Source organism: Amycolatopsis sp. YIM 10 (assembly GCF_009429145.1).
Lineage (GTDB): Bacteria > Actinomycetota > Actinomycetes > Mycobacteriales > Pseudonocardiaceae > Amycolatopsis.
Genome location: NZ_CP045480.1, coordinates 5,085,259 through 5,100,580 on the forward strand (window position 1 = coordinate 5,085,259; position 15,322 = coordinate 5,100,580).

Genomic DNA, 15,322 nt, shown 5'->3' on the forward strand with positions numbered 1-15,322 from the left:
GGGCTGTCTTGTTCGCCCGGGGCGAAACCCGGGGCGGCGGATGCCGATCTTCGGCGGGTGGCCTAGGGTCGAGGTTGTCATGGCCCGTGTAATCCACGTCTTCCGTCAGCCCGACCGGTTCGTCGCCGGGACCGTCGGGGAACCCGGTGACCGCACTTTCTACCTGCAGGCGTCCGAGGATGTGCGCACGATCAGTGTGACCATCGAGAAGCAGCAGGTGGCGGTGCTCGCCGAGCGGCTCGGTTCGCTGCTCGACGAGGTCGCCACGCGCTTCGGTGCCGAGATCCCGGCGGAGACCCCTGACGAGCTGGTCGACGCCGAGCCGCTCACCGTGCCGGTGGAGGAGGAGTTCCGCGTCGGCACGATGGGGCTGGGGTGGGATGCCGAGAGCAGTGCGGTGGTGATCGAGCTGCTGGCGGTGACCGAGGGCGAGGTCGACGAGACGGTGGTGCTCGACGACACCGAGGAGGGGCCCGACGCGGTGCGGGTGTTCCTGAGCCCGGTGGCGGCGAGGGCGTTCGCGGAGCGGGCGGACCGGGTGGTCAACGCGGGGCGGAAGCCGTGCCCGCTGTGTGGTGAGCCGCTGGACCCGGAGGGGCACATCTGCCCGCGGCAGAACGGGTACCGGCGTGACGTGGACGTCATCGAGGAGTGAGTTGGCCGATTCGTCTTCCGATCCCGGCCAGTTGGTGGCGCACGGGCGGATCTCGGTGGAGGGGCGGCTGGTCGACGCGTCGAACGTGACCTTGTTCTGCTCGGTGGAGCTGGACGGGGTCGAGGCGAACGCGGTGTACAAGCCGGTTTCGGGGGAGCGGCCGTTGTGGGATTTCCCAGACGGCACGCTGGCCGGGCGTGAGGTGGCGACGGCGCTGGTGGCCGAGCGCACCGGGTTGGGGCGGGTGCCGCCGACGGTGTTGCGGGACGGTCCGTTCGGGCCGGGCATGGTGCAGTTGTGGATCGAGACGGCCGAGGACACCGAGCTGATCGATGTGCGGTCGCCGGCGGAGGTGCCGCCGGAGTGGCGGATCGTGTTGCACGCGCATGACCGGATGGGGGAGCCGGCGGTGCTGGCGCACGCGGATCATCCGGGGATGCGGGAGCTGGCCGCGCTGGATGTGGTGGTGAACAACACCGATCGCAAGGGCGGGCACGTGCTGGCCGGGGTGGACGGTGCGATCTATGGCGTGGATCACGGGATCTGCCTGCACACGGAGCCGAAGTTGCGGACGGTGCTGTGGGGGTGGGTCGGGGACGAGCTGCCGGGGGAGGTCGTGGAGAAGCTGGCGGCGGTGCCGTCGTTGCTGGAGGGTTCGCTCGGTGAGGAGCTGGCGCCGCACCTGACGCGTGCGGAGATCAGGGCGATCGGGACGCGGGCGGCGAAGTTGCTGGCGGATGGCCGGTTCCCGGAGCCGGGTGACGACTGGCGCGCGATTCCCTGGCCGTTGTTCTAGCTCGGTTCACCGGCGGCGCGTAGGTATCGCCTGCCGAGGGCGTGCAGGTGTTCGGCGAGTTCGGGTGGGTCGATGACGTCGAAGTCGGTCTGGAGCATGCCGAGGTAGAAGGCGAGCATGTCGAGCGAGTCGCTGGCGGTGTGGAACAGGCAGCTGTTCTCGTCGACGGGTTCGATGGCGCCCCAGCCGGGGGCGAGTTGCTCGGTGAAGTGCTCGGCGGGTCCGTGGAGGCGGACGGTGGCGCGGACCTTCTGGTAGGCGCTGGTGAGTCCTTCGGTGACGTAGGTGGCGAGGTCGTCGTGGGGTGCTTCGCGCGGGGTGAAGCGGGGGCCGTTGGGGGTGCGGAGTTCGATGCGGTCGACGCGGAAGGTGCGCCAGTCGGTGCGGGTGGTGTCCCAGCCGACGAGGTACCAGCGGCGGCGGGCGTGGACGAGGCGGTGGGGTTCGACGTCGCGGCGGGCGGCGGTGCCGTCGTGGCGCTGGTAGTCGAAGCGGAGTCGTTCGTGGTCGCGGCAGGCGGCGGCGATGGTGGTGAGCAGTGCGGGGTCGACGGGCGGGCGCTGGTCGGGGGCGGCGACGGTGGCGGCCTGGAGGGTGGTGACGCGGTGGCGCAGCCGGGTGGGCAGGACGTGCTCGAGTTTGGTGAGGGCGCGTAGTGAGCTTTCCTCGAGGCCGCCGGCGGCGGTGCGGAGGCCGACCACGACAGCGACGGCTTCTTCGTCGTCGAGCAGCAGTGGTGGCATGCGGGCGCCGGCGCCGAGTTGGTAGCCGCCGGCGACGCCGGGCTGGGCGTTGACGGGGTAGCCGAGTTCGCGGAGGCGTTCGACGTCCTTGCGCACGGTGCGGGTGGACACGCCGAGGCGGTCGGCGAGCTGGGGTCCGGTCCACTCCCGGGTGGTTTGCAGCAGGGAGAGCAGGCGGAGCAGGCGCGCGGAGGTCTCGAGCATGCCGGTGAGTCTGGCAGGGATCCCGGAAGGGTTGCTTCCGCGTTGTCCGGCGGCGGTTCATGATCGTTTGCTGGCAGGGTGTGGGGCATGAGCCGGGTGGACTTCCGAGACAGGCTGACTTCCCCGTTGCCGGGTGCGCGGGAGCTGGTGCGGGTGCTGCGGCAGGGCGGGTTCCGGGGTTCGGCCGCGGGGGCGGACCGGATTCCGGTGCGGCGCAACGGGTTGCCGGAGTTGGTGGCGGGTGCGGCGAGCTGGACGTGGGTGGGGCATTCGACCTATGTGGTGCGGCTGTCGGGGCGGACGGTGCTGGCGGATCCGGTGTGGTCGACGAAGATCCGCGGGGTGCCGAGGCGGCTGACTCCGCCGGGGCTGGCGTGGCGTGAGTTGCCGCCGGTGGACGCGGTGGTGATCAGCCACGACCACTACGACCACCTTGACGAGTCGACGATCCGGCGGTTGCCGAGGTCGACGCCGGTGCTGACCGGGCTGGGGCTGGGCCGGTGGTTCCGGCGGCGGGGGTTCGCCGAGGTGGTGGAGCTGGACTGGTGGGAGTCGGCGGAGGTGGCGGGGTTGCGGTTCGACTTCGTGCCCGCGCACCACTGGAGCAGGCGGGGGTTGTTCGACACCTGCGCGACGTTGTGGGGTGGCTGGGTGATCACCGCGCCGGACGGGCCGCGGACCTATCACGCGGGTGACTCGGGGTATGGGCCGTGGTTCGCCGAGATCGGGGCGCGGTTTCCGGGGATCGACGTGGCGATGCTGCCGATCGGCGCGTACGACCCGGCGTGGTTCATGCGGCCGGTGCACCTGGATCCGGCGGAGGCGGTGCGGGCGTTCGGGGAGTTGGGTGCGCGGCGGCTGGCGTCGATGCACTGGGGCACGTTCGTGCTGACCAGGGAGCCGGTGCTCGAGCCGTACGAGCGGATCCGGCGGGCGTGGGCGGAGGCGGGGCTGGATCCGGCGGGGTTGTGGGCGCTGGCGGTGGGGGAGACGGGGGTGCTGGGGCCCGATGAGTTTTCGCCGCGCGGCTTGTCCTAGCTGGTGAAGGTTTTCACCGGCGGAGGGAGGACAGTGGTGGCGACCGGGTTCCGGCGCCGGAAGGTGGTCATTCCTCCCGGCGGCCGGCGGTGCTTCGACGAGGACGAGTGGGCTGACGCGCTGGTCTGCGTCGAGTCGGGTGTGGTGGAGTTGGTGTGCTCGACCGGTGAGGCCCCGCGGTACGGGCGGGGTGCGTTGTTGTGGCTGACCGGGCTGCCGGTGGAGGTGCTGTGCAATCCCGGCCGGGTGGACGCGGTGGTGCACGCGGTGTCCCGGTTCCGATTCGAGGGAGGAGAGCCCATGTTCGCCGATACCAAGGCGTTCAGCGGTTTCGCGGTCGACGACATCCCGGCGGCGAAGCGGTTCTACGGCGAGACGCTGGGGCTGGTGGTGAGCGAGGAGCACGGGATGTTGACGCTGCACCTCGCCGGTGACCGGCCGACGCTGGTGTACCCGAAGCCGAACCATGTGCCCGCGTCGTTCACCATCCTGAACTTCCCGGTGCCCGACATCGAGCGGGCGGTGGACGAGCTGGCCGCGAAGGGTGTGGAGTTCCAGCGGTACGAGGGCATGGACGGGTTCGACGAGCGGGGCGTCTTCCGCGGGGGCGGGCCGTTGATCGCGTGGTTCACCGATCCCGCGGGGAACGTGCTTTCGGTGTTGCAGGAGGACTGAGCAGTTCTTCGGTGAGTGCGGCGAGCCGCTGGGCGTCGGCGAGGGTGTCTTCGCCGATGTCCACCGGGAGCCGTTTGCGGCCCTGGTAGGCGGTGAGCGGTTCGGCGGGTGGCTGGTCGATCAGCGCGTCGAGCGGTGCGATGGCGCGTTCGGGTGCGGTGCCGGCGAGGCGGGCGAGCAGGGAGACCAGGCCGCGGCGCACGCCGGTGAGTGAGCCCTGGTGGCTGCTGCGGACGAACCCGGGGCTGATCAGGACGTGGGGGACGGGGTTGTCGCGGGTGCGCCCGGCCGCGCGCAGGAAGGTCGCGCGGCGGCTCTGCAGGTTGGCGGCTTTCCAGGTGTAGCCGTGTTCGAGGTTCGGGTCGTCCCAGTGGATCGCGTCCGCGGGTGCGCCGGGCACGGTGGTGTCGATGATCACCGGGCCGGGGGTGGCGCGCAGGTTGTCGTGGAGTCCGTCGGCGAGCAGGAAGCGGCTCAGGTGGTAGAGCGCGAAGTTGTGCTCGATGCCTTCGGCGGTGGTGGCGCGGGGGAAGTTCGCGTACGCGGCGGCGAGCACGAGCGCGTCGATGGGCCGGTCTCCCAGTTCGGCGAGCACGCGCCGGTTTTCGCTGACCAGGGTGAGGTCGGCGGGCAGGAACTCGCCGCCGCCGAGTGCGGCGAACTTGGTGTGGCTGCGGCCGATCACCACCACGTGGTCGCCGTCGGCGAGTCGTTTGCGGGCGAGCGCGCGGCCGAGTCCGTCGGTGCCGCCGGTGATCACGATCGTTTTCACGGGTCCTCCCAGTTTCCGGAACTTCGGTTCCGGATCGTACGTAACGGAACCATGGTTCCGCAACGCTAGGATGGGCCGCGTGATGCGCAAGGATGCCGCCCGCAACCGCGAACTGGTGCTCGCGGCCGCGGCGAAGGAGTTCGACCAGCGCGGGATGGACGCCGAGATCAGGGACATCGCCAAGGCCGCCGGGGTCGGCGTCGGCACGGTGTACCGGCACTTCCCGACCAAGGACGATCTGGTCGGCGCGGTGCTGGCCAAGGACCTGGGGGAGTGGCCGGGCATCGTCGAGCGCGCGCTCGACGCCGAGTCCGCCTGGGCCGGGCTCACCGGGTTCCTGGAGCAGACGCTGGCCTCGATGGCACGGCACAAGGCCGTGCTCGACGGCCTGACCAGCGCCGAGGCGTCCGCTTCGGCCGACGCCTGCCGCGCGCACCTGGCCGACGCGCTCGAACCGATCATCCGGCGCGCGCACGCCGAAGGCAGCCTCCGCGCCGAGGTCACCGGCGAGGATCTCGGCCTGCAGATCCTCGCGCTGGGCCGGATCGTCCAACTGGAACCGTCCGGCTGGCGGCGGCAGCTGGGCTTCGTGCTCGACGGGCTGCGTGCGCGCTGAACCGGCGTGGCGTCCCCCGATGGGGTGCGCACCTGGCTACCGTTGCCCGGCGTGCGCTCCCATTCCTATAACAACGACGTGCTCGCCGGGCCGCGCAAGCGGGTGATCCCGGAGGTCCCCGCCGAACCGGGGCTGGTGGTCGAGGAGCCGGGTGGCTTCTGCGGCGCGGTGGTCCGGCTCGAGCACGGCACCGTGGTGCTCGAAGACCGCCACGGCAAGCACCGCGTGTTCCCGCTCAGCCGCGCGGGTTTCCTGCTGGAGGGCAAACCGGTCACGCTGGTGCCCGCGAAGTCCGCGCCCGCCAAGCCCGCCGCCTCGGCCTCAGGTTCGGTCAAGGTCGCCGGGCTCCGGGCGCGCACCGCCCGTGATTCGCGCATCTGGGTCGAGGGCAAGCACGACGCCGAACTGGTCGAACGGGTCTGGGGACACGACCTGCGCGTCGAGGGCGTGGTGGTCGAACCACTGGACGGGGTCGACGTGCTGGCCGACCGGATCGAGGAGTTCGGCACCGGGCCGGGCCGGAATCTCGGTGTGCTGGTTGACCACCTGGTGCCCGGCAGCAAGGAATCCCGCCTGGTGGAAGCGATCCGGGACGAGCACGTGCTGGTCACCGGGCACCCCTATGTGGACATCTGGCAGGCGGTCAAGCCCGCCTCGGTCGGCATCCGCGCCTGGCCGGTGGTGCCGAAGGGCCTGCCGTGGAAGGAAGGCATCTGCGCCGCGCTGGGCTGGGGCGAGCCCTACGAGGGCTGGCAGCGGGTGCTCGCCGGCGTACGCAGTTACCGCGATCTGGAAACGCCGCTGATCGGTGCGGTGGAGCGGCTCATCGACTTCGTCGCGCCACCGCCGGAAGGGTGAATCCGGCAGGTCACGCGTAGGTCACGTCCGCTCGCTCACTCAGTGTGAAGCCGATCTATCTGACACCATGTAGCCCATGGCAGCACTCATCTGGTTCGTGGCCGGGTTGGCGCTCATCGCCGCGGAGGTACTGTCCGGGGATTTCGTGTTGCTGATGCTGGGGCTCGGGGGCCTGCTCGGCGCCGGATCGGCGCTGATCACCGACAACGTCTACGTCCAGGTCGCGGTGTTCGCGGTGGCCTCGGTCGGCCTGCTCGGCGTGGTCCGCCCCGCGCTCAAGCGGCGGTTCCTCTCCGGTCCGGACCACAAGACCAACGCCGACGCGCTGATCGGCGCCCAGGCCGTCGTTTTGTCCACTGTGGACATCCAGAGCGGCCAGGTGAAGCTGGGTGGGGACGTCTGGTCGGCCCGCTGCTTCACCGAGGGTCAGGTGCTCGAACCGGGGACCAGGGTGACCGTGGTCGAGATCTCCGGCGCCACGGCGGTCGTGTCGGCCGAACCGTGAGCGGCGGCCTCGCTAAGGTGAGCCCCGCGGCACCGGGCTGAGCTGAGCGCCGCACCGAACGAACAGGGGAGACGAACTTGTCAACCGCAGCGATAATCGTCGTCGCGATCGTCGTGCTGCTGGTGATCGTCACCGTCGCGAAGGCGATCATGGTGGTCCCGCAGGCACAATCCGCGGTGATCGAACGACTGGGCAGATTCCGCACCGTGGCCTCGCCCGGCCTGAACTTCCTGGTCCCGTTCCTGGACAAGGTGCGCGCCCGGATCGACCTGCGTGAACAGGTGGTCTCCTTCCCGCCGCAGCCGGTGATCACCCAGGACAACCTGACCGTGTCCATCGACACGGTGGTCTACTTCCAGGTCACCGACTCGCGCGCGGCGGTCTACGAGATCTCCAACTACATCGTCGGTGTCGAGCAGCTGACCACCACCACGCTGCGGAACCTGGTCGGTGGCATGAGCCTGGAAGAGACGCTGACCTCGCGCGACCAGATCAACGGCCAGCTGCGCGGCGTGCTCGACGAGGCTACCGGCCGGTGGGGCATCCGCGTGGCCCGCGTCGAGCTGAAGGCGATCGACCCTCCTCCGTCCATTCAGGACTCGATGGAGAAGCAGATGCGCGCCGACCGCGAGAAGCGCGCGATGATCCTGACCGCCGAAGGTCAGCGGGAATCGGCGATCAAGACCGCGGAAGGCCAGAAGCAGAGCCAGATCCTCGCCGCCGAAGGTGCCAAGCAGGCCGCGATCCTGGCCGCCGAGGCGGAACGGCAGTCGCGGATCCTGCGGGCGCAGGGTGAACGAGCCGCCCGCTACCTGCAGGCGCAGGGCCAGGCCAAGGCGATCGAGAAGGTGTTCGCCGCGATCAAGGCCGGGCGCCCGACCCCGGAAGTCCTTGCCTACCAGTACCTGCAGACCCTGCCGCAGATGGCGCAGGGCGACTCGAACAAGGTCTGGATGGTGCCCAGCGACTACGGCAAGGCGCTGGAAGGCTTCGCCCGCTCGCTCGGCGCACCCGGCGACGACGGTGTGTTCCGCTACGAGCCGCCCGCCTACGACGAGGCCGAGCGCCCCTCGATCGACGACGAAGAGGTGGCCGCCTGGTTCGACACCTCCACCGACCCGAAGGTCGCCGAAGCGGTCCGCGCCGCCGAAGCCGTGGCCCGGCAGGAAGTGCCGAGCCCGCTGACCGCGCCGCGCACCACCCCGCCGGCCCTGGCCGCCCTGCGCGGGGACAACGAGCCGCCGTCCGAGCCGGAGCCCACCGAGCGGCAGGCGCCGCCCGCGCAGCTGCCGCAGTCACCGCCGCAGGGCGGGGCGCGGCCGTTCCCGCAGGCGCAGCCGCCCTACCAGCAGCAGCCGGGGCAGAACCCGCCGAGCGGCCCGTTCCCCGGGCAGGGCCCCGGAAACGGCCCCTACTCGGGCCCGCCGCGACAGCAGTAGAACGCCGCAGGACACGGAATGAGGGTGGCTCCCGGCTGGGGAGCCACCCTCATTTTGCTGCCACGTCGATCCCGACGCGGGATGGCGTGCGGTGGCCCGCCGCGCGCGAGCCGGCTCGGTGTCACCAAGCAAACCGTGCACCGCAAGCACGCACGAGACGCCTGATGTTCGGCGGCCTCGGACCATTTGCTCGCCCGGCCCGGTGCCACGGAAACCGCGATCCGGAACGCGGTGTGCCGCGCGGCCCCGGCCGGTGCGAGCGCAGCCGCCGACCGGGACGATCTCGCCGTGCTCGGCGTCGACCGCCGGATCGGGCTGCGCACCCGTCATCGCGACATCGTCCGCCGTTGCCAGCGCACCACTCGCCGCCGATGCGTTCGGCGCGCTCATCGCCGAAATTCAGTAGGGGCGGAGTTCCGGGCGTTTCGGCGGGAGGTTGTCCCCCGAGGACTCACCGCGCAGGCGCCTGCCCACCCACGGCAGCGCGTGCTCGCGCGCCCAGCGCAGGTTCTCCCGGCGGCGAACCCGGACCGGGGCCGCTTCGGCCGGGCCGAGCCGGGTGCTCTCCAGGGTGTGCGCGGTGCCGAGCACGTCGAGCACCGCGATGGCGATCTCCCGGTGCCCCAGCGAGTTCAGGTGCAGCCGGTCGGCCGACCACAGCCGCCGGTCGCGCAGCTGCCGCATCGACCACATGTCCACCAGCAGTGCGCCGTGGCGCTCGGCGATGCCCCGGACGAACTCGTTGTAGACCGCCACGCGCCCGCGTATCTTGCGGAACAACGCGTCCTCGACCCCGTCCACCCCGGTGAACAGCACCACCACCGCACCGGCGGCGGTCAGCCGGGCGACCGCCTTCTCGTAGTGGACCATCAGCCCATCGATGTCCACCTTGGGGCGCATCAGATCGTTGCCGCCGGCGTAGAAGGTGACCAGATCGGGCTTGAGGTCCAGCGCCGGTTCGAGCTGCTCGGCCAGGATCGGCCGCAGCAGCTTGCCGCGCACCGCCAGGTTCGCGTACCGGAACTCCTCGTCCGCGGCCGCCAGCACCTCGGCGACCCGGTCGGCCCAGCCGCGTACCCCGTTCGGCGAAGCGGCGTCCTCGTCCCCGACTCCTTCGGTGAAGGAGTCTCCCACTGCAACTAAGCGCTTGCTCACCTGACCATGGTGCCATCCCCGCTCTGCCGGAGCCGGAGCAGGTCTTGGACCCCGTGGAGGAACGACTCGCAGATCGGTGCGGGATCGGACAGGCAGCCGGTCGCCATGGCGCCGTCCCGCAGCAGGACGAAGTGCCGGGCGGCGGGTTCGGCCGGTGCGTCCCCGATGCGGGACAGCACCTCGGTGATCGCATTCGAGAACCACTGGCGATGGGCGAGCACGGCCTGGTGCACGGGATGGGCCGGATCCGGGTATTCCGCCGCGGCGTTGAGGAAGGCGCAACCCCGGAAGCCGGGGGAGCGGATGCCCCCCGCGATCCCTTCCGCGATGGCCATCAGCGTCTCGGGTGCGGGCAGGTCGCGCGCCACGGCGGCGTCCACGTCGCGGCGGATGGCCTGGTCGGCTTCGCGCAGGTAGCTGACGATCAAGTCGTCCTTACCGGGGAAGTGCCGGTACAGCGTCGCGCGGGTCACCTTCGCCTCGGCCACGATCCGGTCGATGCCCACGGCGTGGATGCCCTCCGTGTAGAAGAGCCGGGTCGCCGTGGCGAGCAGGCGGGACCGCGCTTCGGAGGTGTTGTTCATCAAGCACAGGCTAGCAGATAGAACGTTCGGTCTTGACGGCGTCGCGAAACGGTGCCAGTCTCGAGCTAGACCGAACGTTCTACCCACTACTTGGGAGCACTTGTGAGCACCAGTACCGCCGCCGATTCCGGCACCGTCGCACCCGCCCTGCGACGCCTCTACTTCGCCCGTTTCGGCTTCGCCATCGTGTGGGCGGGCCTGCTGTTCACGAGCGCGTCGCGGCTCGGGCCGCTCAGCGTCGCGTTGCTCGTGCTGTACCCCTTGTTCGACGTCGCCGCGGCCCTGGTCGACGTTCGCTCGGCGCGCGCCGCCGGCGGGCCCGCGCTGGGCCTGTACGTGAACATCGCGATCAGCGGCCTCGCCGGGATCGGCCTCGCCTTCGCCGCCGCTTCCGGTATCCCGGCGGTACTGCGCGTGTGGGGGATCTGGGCGGTCGTCTCGGGCCTCACCCAGCTCGTCATCGGCGTGAGCCGCCGCGAGCTGGGCGGTCAGTGGCCGATGATCGTCAGCGGGGCCATCTCCACGGTCGCCGGAACGTTCTTCTTCCTGCAGGCCGCCCAGCCGAACGCGTCACTGGTCAACCTGGCCGGGTACGCCACCTTCGGCGGCTTGTTCTTCCTCGTCTCGGCGATCCGGCTCGGCCGCGTCACCGCAGGATGATCTCGCCCCGGGCGCTGGCGATCCCGACCGCGGCGAGCCGTGGCGGCCCACCGGCCAGGCGCAACGGCACGTCGACCTCGCCCGTCCACGACGGTAACCCTTCGCCGCCGATCTCCAGGTACGTCACCCCGCCGGGTGCGCAGTCGTGTGCCGCTTCGGCGTAGGCGCGTTGCCAGCCCGCGAGGCGATCGGCACGGGCGACGTCGTATTCGATGAAGAACGGCCGCTCCGGCTCGACCTCACCGAGCAGCCGCCAGCGCCCGGTGTTCCCGCCGCCGCTCATCGGCTCGATGCCCAGCCGGGCGGCGTGGGCGTCGAGATCGTCCGGCTCGATCGCCCAGGTGAACAGGCGATCGCCCAGTGCCGTCGCGGCCGCCAGGCCCGCGGCGGCCTCACCGGCGCCGGGATCGGTGGCGGTGACCAGTTCCAGGTAGACCGGCGGCTCCAGCGGAACCACCGCGTTGGTGACCCCGGGAGCCGGTGACCCGCCGGGCACGGTGCCCAGGCCCCACTCGCGGCGCAGCCGCTCCCGCGCCGCGTCGAGGTCGCGCACGCCGAGCAGGACGTGATCGAGACGGTTCATCCGGCACGCTGCCGATCGCGGTGATCGGCGACGTAGACGCGGGTGGCGCATTTGGTGGTGCAGAAGCGGCGCCGCCCGTTGCGTGAGGTGTCCACGTAGACAGTGTCGCAGCCTTCGCGGGCGCAGGTGCCGAGTCGCTCGGGTTCCTCGCAGAGCAGGTGCGCCAGCCCGCCGGCGGTGTAGGCCTGCAACCGACGGACCGCGCCCGAGTGCTCGCTCGCGTAGTGCAGGTGCGCGGGAAGCCCGTCATGGCGGGAGATGAACGGGCGGCACGCGGACGCCGCGAGCAGCTCGTTCACCATCTCCACCCGTTTGTCCACATCGGACTCGGCGAATATCGGGCGCAGGCGGTCACCCCAGTCCGCCACGGCCGAGGCGTCGGCCGCGCTCAGCCGCCGCAGGGTCATGCCGCACGAGCGCATCATCGCCACCAGTTCGGCGGCCGGGGCGCGGCCCAGGTTCACCAGCCCGGCGGCCACCCGGGCCGCCGAACCGCCGTAAGGGTTGAAGTGCACTGAACCATTACACCACGCTGGAGGCATGAACGTCGAACACTGTCCTCGCTGCGGCTGGCCCGCCGAGGAGACCACGCCCGATTCCCGGCACCGCACCGGCGACGGCACCCTCTGCTACCGCCGCTGCGTCTGCGGCAGCTGGCTGGTCCGCCTGGACGGGCGGCTGGTCGGCGCGACCGGTGGCGCTCAGCCGAGGTGAACGGTCACGGGCGTTCCCGAGCGGCCCCGGCGAGCAGCGCGGCGAGTTCGGCGGGCTTGGTGAACATGGGCCAGTGCCCGGAATCGAGGTCGGCGAAGGTCACGTTCTTGGCGGCGGCCAGTTCCGGGATGTCCCCGGCGGTGACCCATTCCCGTGCCTCGGCCGCACTGAATTCCGGGCACACCAAGGTCGCCGGTACGTCGTAGCGCCGGTCGTCGCGCAGGTGCACCACGGCCTGGGTGACCCCCGCGGGCACGGGGATCGCGGCGCCGGCGAACCGCTGCCTGGCGGCCTCGTCCAGGTCGGCGGAATCGGGGCCGGCGAACGGTTCCCAGCCGGGGAAGGGCACCAGACCGTCGACCGCGGGGAAGAAGTCGGCGTAGCGCCGTCCGTCGGGAGCGGGGAAGCCGCCGACGAACACCACCCCGGCCACCAGGTCCGGGCGGGCGTCCGCGGCCAGCCAGGCGAGCGTGCTCGCCGCCGAATGTCCCACGACCAGCGCGGGCTCGGTGAGCGCGGCCAGTACCGCGTCGAGGTGGTCGGCCAGGGTGTCGCCGGGCAGCGTGAGCGGCACCGGGCGGTGCCCGCGCGCGATGAGTTCGGGCACTACGTCGTCCCAGGCCGAACCGTCGAGCCACAGACCGGGAATGAGCAAGATCTTCATGGCCGGTCACGCTAACCCCAGTAGCGGACGATCTGCTTCCTCTACTCGGCTAGCCTGCGAAATCGTGCCGACCGAACCGAGTCCCACCGCCCGGGTCCTGCGCGCGCTGGAAATCCTGCAGTCGCGTGCCGTGGTGCCCGCCGCGGAACTGGCGTCGCGGCTGGGCGTGACACCGCGCGCCACCCGCCGCTATGTCGAGATCCTGCGGGAGGCCGGGATCCCGGTCGATTCGGTGCGCGGCCCGCACGGCGGATACCGGCTCGGCCGCCGCACCCGGCTGCCGCCGGTGGTGTTCACCGAAGCCGAAGCGCTCGGCCTGGTGATGGCCGTGCTGGACGGCAGGCCGGCCGCGGCGACGGCCGGTGACCTGGTGGGCGACGCGCTGGGCAAGGTCATCCGGGCCCTGCCCGAAGGCGTCGGCCGGGAGGCGGCCGCGCTGCGCGAGCACGCCGCCGCCGCGCCGGACCGCTACGCCACCAGTCCGGACCCGCTGATCACCAGCACACTCGTCGGCGCGGTCGCCGACCGCGTCCGGGTGATGCTCACCTACCGCGGTGAGCGCGGCGAACCTTGGGTGTCCGAAGTGGACCCATGGGCGGTGGTCGCCCGGCACGGGCGCTGGTACCTGCTCTGCCACTCCCACCGCGCGGAAGCGACCCGCACCTACCGCATCGACCGCGTGCGCGCGGTCGAACGGACGGCCCGCGCCTTCACCCCGCCCGAAGGCCTGGACCCGGTGGTGGCGCTGGAGGAGAACCTGGGCACCGGCTGGCAGTTCACCACCCGGGTCTCCTTCGACGCGCCGATCGAGCGGGTGCGCCAGTGGGCCCGGCCGCCGATGGGCAGGCTCGAACCCGACGGTGCGGGCTGCGTGCTCGTCGGCAGCACCCGCAATCCGGCGATGTACGCCCAGGAATGGCTGGCCACCGCACCCTTCGGTTTCCGCGTCGAAGGCGGTCCCGAACTGCGGGCGGCCATGGCCGAACTCGCGGCCCGCTGCGCCGCCGCCCTGACCTGGGCCGCACCGGCCGAACCGGACAAAAGTTGACTTCAACCAAGGTTTAGGTTCTACCGTCGGCCACATGACCGCACATGAGCACGCACCCCCGAGGGCGGGCAGGCGGGAGTGGCTGGGACTGGCCGCGCTCGCCCTGCCCACCCTGCTGATCGCGCTGGACATGAACGTGCTGGGACTGGCCGTCCCGGCGCTGAGCGCGGACCTGAAACCGACCGGCACCCAACTGCTGTGGATCAACGACATCTACGGCTTCCTGATCGCCGGCTTCCTGATCACCATGGGCTCGCTGGGGGACCGGATCGGCAGGCGCCGCCTGCTGCTGATCGGCGGTGCCGCGTTCGGCGTGGCGTCGGCCGTGGCCGCCTTCTCCACCAGCGCGGAAATGCTGATCGTGGCTCGCGCGGTGCTCGGCATCGCCGGCGCGACCCTGATGCCCTCGACCATGTCGCTGATCCGCAACCTCTTCCACGACCCCGCCCAGCGCACCGTGGCCATCTCGGTGTGGATGACCAGCTTCACCGCGGGCAGCGCGCTCGGCCCGCTGCTCGGCGCCGTGCTGCTGGAGAACTTCTGGTGGGGCTCGGTGTTCCTGCTCGGCGTTCCGGTGATGCTGCTCCTGCTGGTGGTCGGGCCCATTCTCTTGCCGGAAAGCCGCAACGACGGGGCGAGCGGGGTCGACCTCGCCAGTGTCGCGCTGTCGCTGATCGGCATGCTGGCCACCGTCTACGGGCTGAAGAAGTTCGCCGAGGCCGGATTCGGCTGGCTCGCCGCGGCCGCGTTCGCCGGTGGGCTGCTGGTCCTCTACGCCTTCGTCCGGCGCCAGCGCACCCTGCGTGAACCGCTGCTGGACCTCGGGCTGTTCGGCAACCGCGGGTTCACCGCCTCGATCACCGTGCAGACGCTGGCCGTGTTCGGCGTCGCGGGCGGCTTCTTCTTCGTCGCCCAGTACCTGCAGCTGGTGCTCGGGCTTTCCCCGCTGGAAGCCGGACTGTGGACGGTTCCGTCCACAGTGGCCGGTGTCGCGGGCACCATGCTCGCCCCGGCCATCGTCCGCCGGATCCGGGCGCCGTACGTGCTCGGCGGCGGCATGATGCTCGCCGTGGCCGGGTTCGTGCTGCTCACCTTCACCGAACCCGAATCGGGGATCGCCGCCGTGGTCACCGGATTCGCGTTGCTGTCCTTCGGTTTCGGCCCGGCCATGACGGTCACCACCGACCTGATCATGGCCTCCGCGCCACCCGAGCGCACCGGCGCCGCATCCGCGCTCTCGGAGACCGGCAGCGAACTCGGCATGGCACTGGGCATCGCGATCCTCGGCAGCATCGGCACCGCCGTCTACCGGATCGGCGTCACCGAAGGCACCCCGGACGGCATCCCGCCCGAGCTGGCCACCGTCGCGCACGACACCCTCGGCGGCGCGGTCACCGTCGCCGCCGAACTACCGGCCGGCACCGCCGAACAGCTGCTCACCGTGGCCAGGACCGCGTTCACCGACGGCTTCCACGTCAACTCGTGGATCAGCGCCGTGATCACCGCCGGGCTGGCCGTGCTCGCCGTGGTCCTGCTCCGCCACGTCCGCCCCGACACCTCGAACACCAGCGACGAAGAAGTCCGTGTTTCCCAGTAACCAGAAGGGTCCTGTC

At 71.2% G+C, this 15,322-nt stretch carries 19 protein-coding genes; 12 read left to right on the forward strand and 7 right to left on the reverse strand.

From position 1 onward, the window contains the following. The first annotated feature begins 79 nt into the window (after positions 1 to 79). Together YIM_RS24205 and YIM_RS24210 are read left to right on the forward strand one after the other, a co-directional pair. Positions 80 to 655, forward strand: a complete 576-nt coding sequence (locus YIM_RS24205; RefSeq protein ID WP_153032519.1) for a DUF3090 domain-containing protein — start codon at positions 80 to 82, stop codon at positions 653 to 655. Between the two features lies 1 nt (position 656). After that, positions 657 to 1,451: an SCO1664 family protein gene (locus YIM_RS24210; protein ID WP_194240275.1), complete on the forward strand. Its 795-nt coding sequence runs from the start codon at positions 657 to 659 to the stop codon at positions 1,449 to 1,451. Here YIM_RS24210 and YIM_RS24215 read toward each other — a convergent pair. Then, positions 1,448 to 2,398, reverse strand: coding sequence for a YafY family protein (locus tag YIM_RS24215; protein ID WP_153032520.1), 951 nt, complete (start codon positions 2,396 to 2,398; stop codon positions 1,448 to 1,450). The genes YIM_RS24210 and YIM_RS24215 overlap by 4 nt on opposite strands. An 87-nt stretch (positions 2,399 to 2,485) precedes the next feature. Here YIM_RS24215 and YIM_RS24220 point away from each other — a divergent pair, with 87 nt between their 5' ends. After that, the gene (locus YIM_RS24220; RefSeq protein ID WP_153032521.1) at positions 2,486 to 3,436 is read left to right on the forward strand and encodes an MBL fold metallo-hydrolase; all 951 of its coding nucleotides are present in this window, start codon (positions 2,486 to 2,488) and stop codon (positions 3,434 to 3,436) included. A gap of 36 nt (positions 3,437 to 3,472) precedes the next feature. Next, positions 3,473 to 4,111, forward strand: a complete 639-nt coding sequence (locus tag YIM_RS49280) for a VOC family protein (protein ID WP_228004940.1) — start codon at positions 3,473 to 3,475, stop codon at positions 4,109 to 4,111. On the opposite strand, the gene YIM_RS24230 is transcribed toward YIM_RS49280, so the two are convergent. Further along, entirely contained in the window at positions 4,065 to 4,883 is an 819-nt protein-coding gene (locus tag YIM_RS24230) for an SDR family NAD(P)-dependent oxidoreductase (protein ID WP_194240276.1), read from the reverse strand. The genes YIM_RS49280 and YIM_RS24230 overlap by 47 nt on opposite strands. Before the next feature lie 82 nt (positions 4,884 to 4,965). On the opposite strand from YIM_RS24230, the gene YIM_RS24235 reads away from it, so the two are divergent. The 4 genes from YIM_RS24235 to YIM_RS24250 all read left to right on the forward strand — a co-directional run bounded on the left by YIM_RS24235 (position 4,966) and on the right by YIM_RS24250 (position 8,301). Beyond that, complete coding sequence (locus tag YIM_RS24235) at positions 4,966 to 5,499, forward strand: TetR/AcrR family transcriptional regulator (RefSeq protein ID WP_228005023.1); 534 nt, start codon at positions 4,966 to 4,968, stop codon at positions 5,497 to 5,499. A 51-nt stretch (positions 5,500 to 5,550) separates the two neighbouring features. Then, positions 5,551 to 6,357 carry a DUF3097 domain-containing protein gene (locus YIM_RS24240; protein WP_153037211.1) on the forward strand — a complete coding sequence of 269 codons (807 nt, stop codon included), beginning with the start codon at positions 5,551 to 5,553 and terminating at the stop codon, positions 6,355 to 6,357. A 76-nt stretch (positions 6,358 to 6,433) separates the two neighbouring features. Then, complete coding sequence (locus tag YIM_RS24245) at positions 6,434 to 6,862, forward strand: NfeD family protein (RefSeq protein ID WP_153032524.1); 429 nt, start codon at positions 6,434 to 6,436, stop codon at positions 6,860 to 6,862. 77 nt (positions 6,863 to 6,939) lie between these two features. Further along, on the forward strand, positions 6,940 to 8,301 hold the full coding sequence (locus YIM_RS24250) for an SPFH domain-containing protein (RefSeq protein WP_228004941.1): 1,362 nt from the start codon (positions 6,940 to 6,942) through the stop codon (positions 8,299 to 8,301). Positions 8,302 to 8,700: 399 nt separating this feature from the next. Here the strand turns inward: YIM_RS24250 and YIM_RS24255 are convergent, their stop codons facing one another. Continuing rightward, positions 8,701 to 9,456 carry an SGNH/GDSL hydrolase family protein gene (locus tag YIM_RS24255; RefSeq protein WP_153032525.1) on the reverse strand — a complete coding sequence of 252 codons (756 nt, stop codon included), beginning with the start codon at positions 9,454 to 9,456 and terminating at the stop codon, positions 8,701 to 8,703. Further along, a complete protein-coding gene (locus tag YIM_RS24260) occupies positions 9,453 to 10,040 on the reverse strand; it encodes a TetR/AcrR family transcriptional regulator (RefSeq protein WP_153032526.1) in 588 nt (195 codons plus the stop codon). The genes YIM_RS24255 and YIM_RS24260 overlap by 4 nt, the downstream gene beginning before the upstream one ends. A 102-nt stretch (positions 10,041 to 10,142) precedes the next feature. Here YIM_RS24260 and YIM_RS24265 point away from each other — a divergent pair, with 102 nt between their 5' ends. Next, positions 10,143 to 10,700 (forward strand): hypothetical protein, encoded by a 558-nt coding sequence (locus tag YIM_RS24265; RefSeq protein ID WP_228004942.1) that lies wholly within the window; start codon positions 10,143 to 10,145, stop codon positions 10,698 to 10,700. Here the strand turns inward: YIM_RS24265 and YIM_RS24270 are convergent. Both YIM_RS24270 and YIM_RS24275 read right to left on the reverse strand, forming a co-directional pair. Continuing rightward, positions 10,687 to 11,283 carry a VOC family protein gene (locus YIM_RS24270; protein WP_194240278.1) on the reverse strand — a complete coding sequence of 199 codons (597 nt, stop codon included), beginning with the start codon at positions 11,281 to 11,283 and terminating at the stop codon, positions 10,687 to 10,689. The genes YIM_RS24265 and YIM_RS24270 overlap by 14 nt on opposite strands. Continuing rightward, positions 11,280 to 11,798: a CGNR zinc finger domain-containing protein gene (locus tag YIM_RS24275; RefSeq protein ID WP_153032529.1), complete on the reverse strand. Its 519-nt coding sequence runs from the start codon at positions 11,796 to 11,798 to the stop codon at positions 11,280 to 11,282. Before YIM_RS24275 ends, YIM_RS24270 begins: the two co-directional genes overlap by 4 nt. Before the next feature lie 25 nt (positions 11,799 to 11,823). Between YIM_RS24275 and YIM_RS48660 the strand changes: the two genes are divergently transcribed. Then, complete coding sequence (locus tag YIM_RS48660) at positions 11,824 to 11,997, forward strand: hypothetical protein (RefSeq protein ID WP_194240279.1); 174 nt, start codon at positions 11,824 to 11,826, stop codon at positions 11,995 to 11,997. 4 nt (positions 11,998 to 12,001) lie between these two features. Here YIM_RS48660 and YIM_RS24280 read toward each other — a convergent pair whose 3' ends face one another. Next, positions 12,002 to 12,661, reverse strand: a complete 660-nt coding sequence (locus YIM_RS24280; RefSeq protein WP_153032530.1) for an alpha/beta fold hydrolase — start codon at positions 12,659 to 12,661, stop codon at positions 12,002 to 12,004. 64 nt (positions 12,662 to 12,725) lie between these two features. On the opposite strand from YIM_RS24280, the gene YIM_RS24285 reads away from it, so the two are divergent. Both YIM_RS24285 and YIM_RS24290 read left to right on the forward strand, forming a co-directional pair. Further along, positions 12,726 to 13,709, forward strand: a complete 984-nt coding sequence (locus YIM_RS24285) for a YafY family protein (protein ID WP_153032531.1) — start codon at positions 12,726 to 12,728, stop codon at positions 13,707 to 13,709. Positions 13,710 to 13,743: 34 nt separating this feature from the next. After that, the gene (locus YIM_RS24290; protein ID WP_153032532.1) at positions 13,744 to 15,306 is read left to right on the forward strand and encodes an MFS transporter; all 1,563 of its coding nucleotides are present in this window, start codon (positions 13,744 to 13,746) and stop codon (positions 15,304 to 15,306) included. Positions 15,307 to 15,322 lie beyond the last annotated feature (16 nt).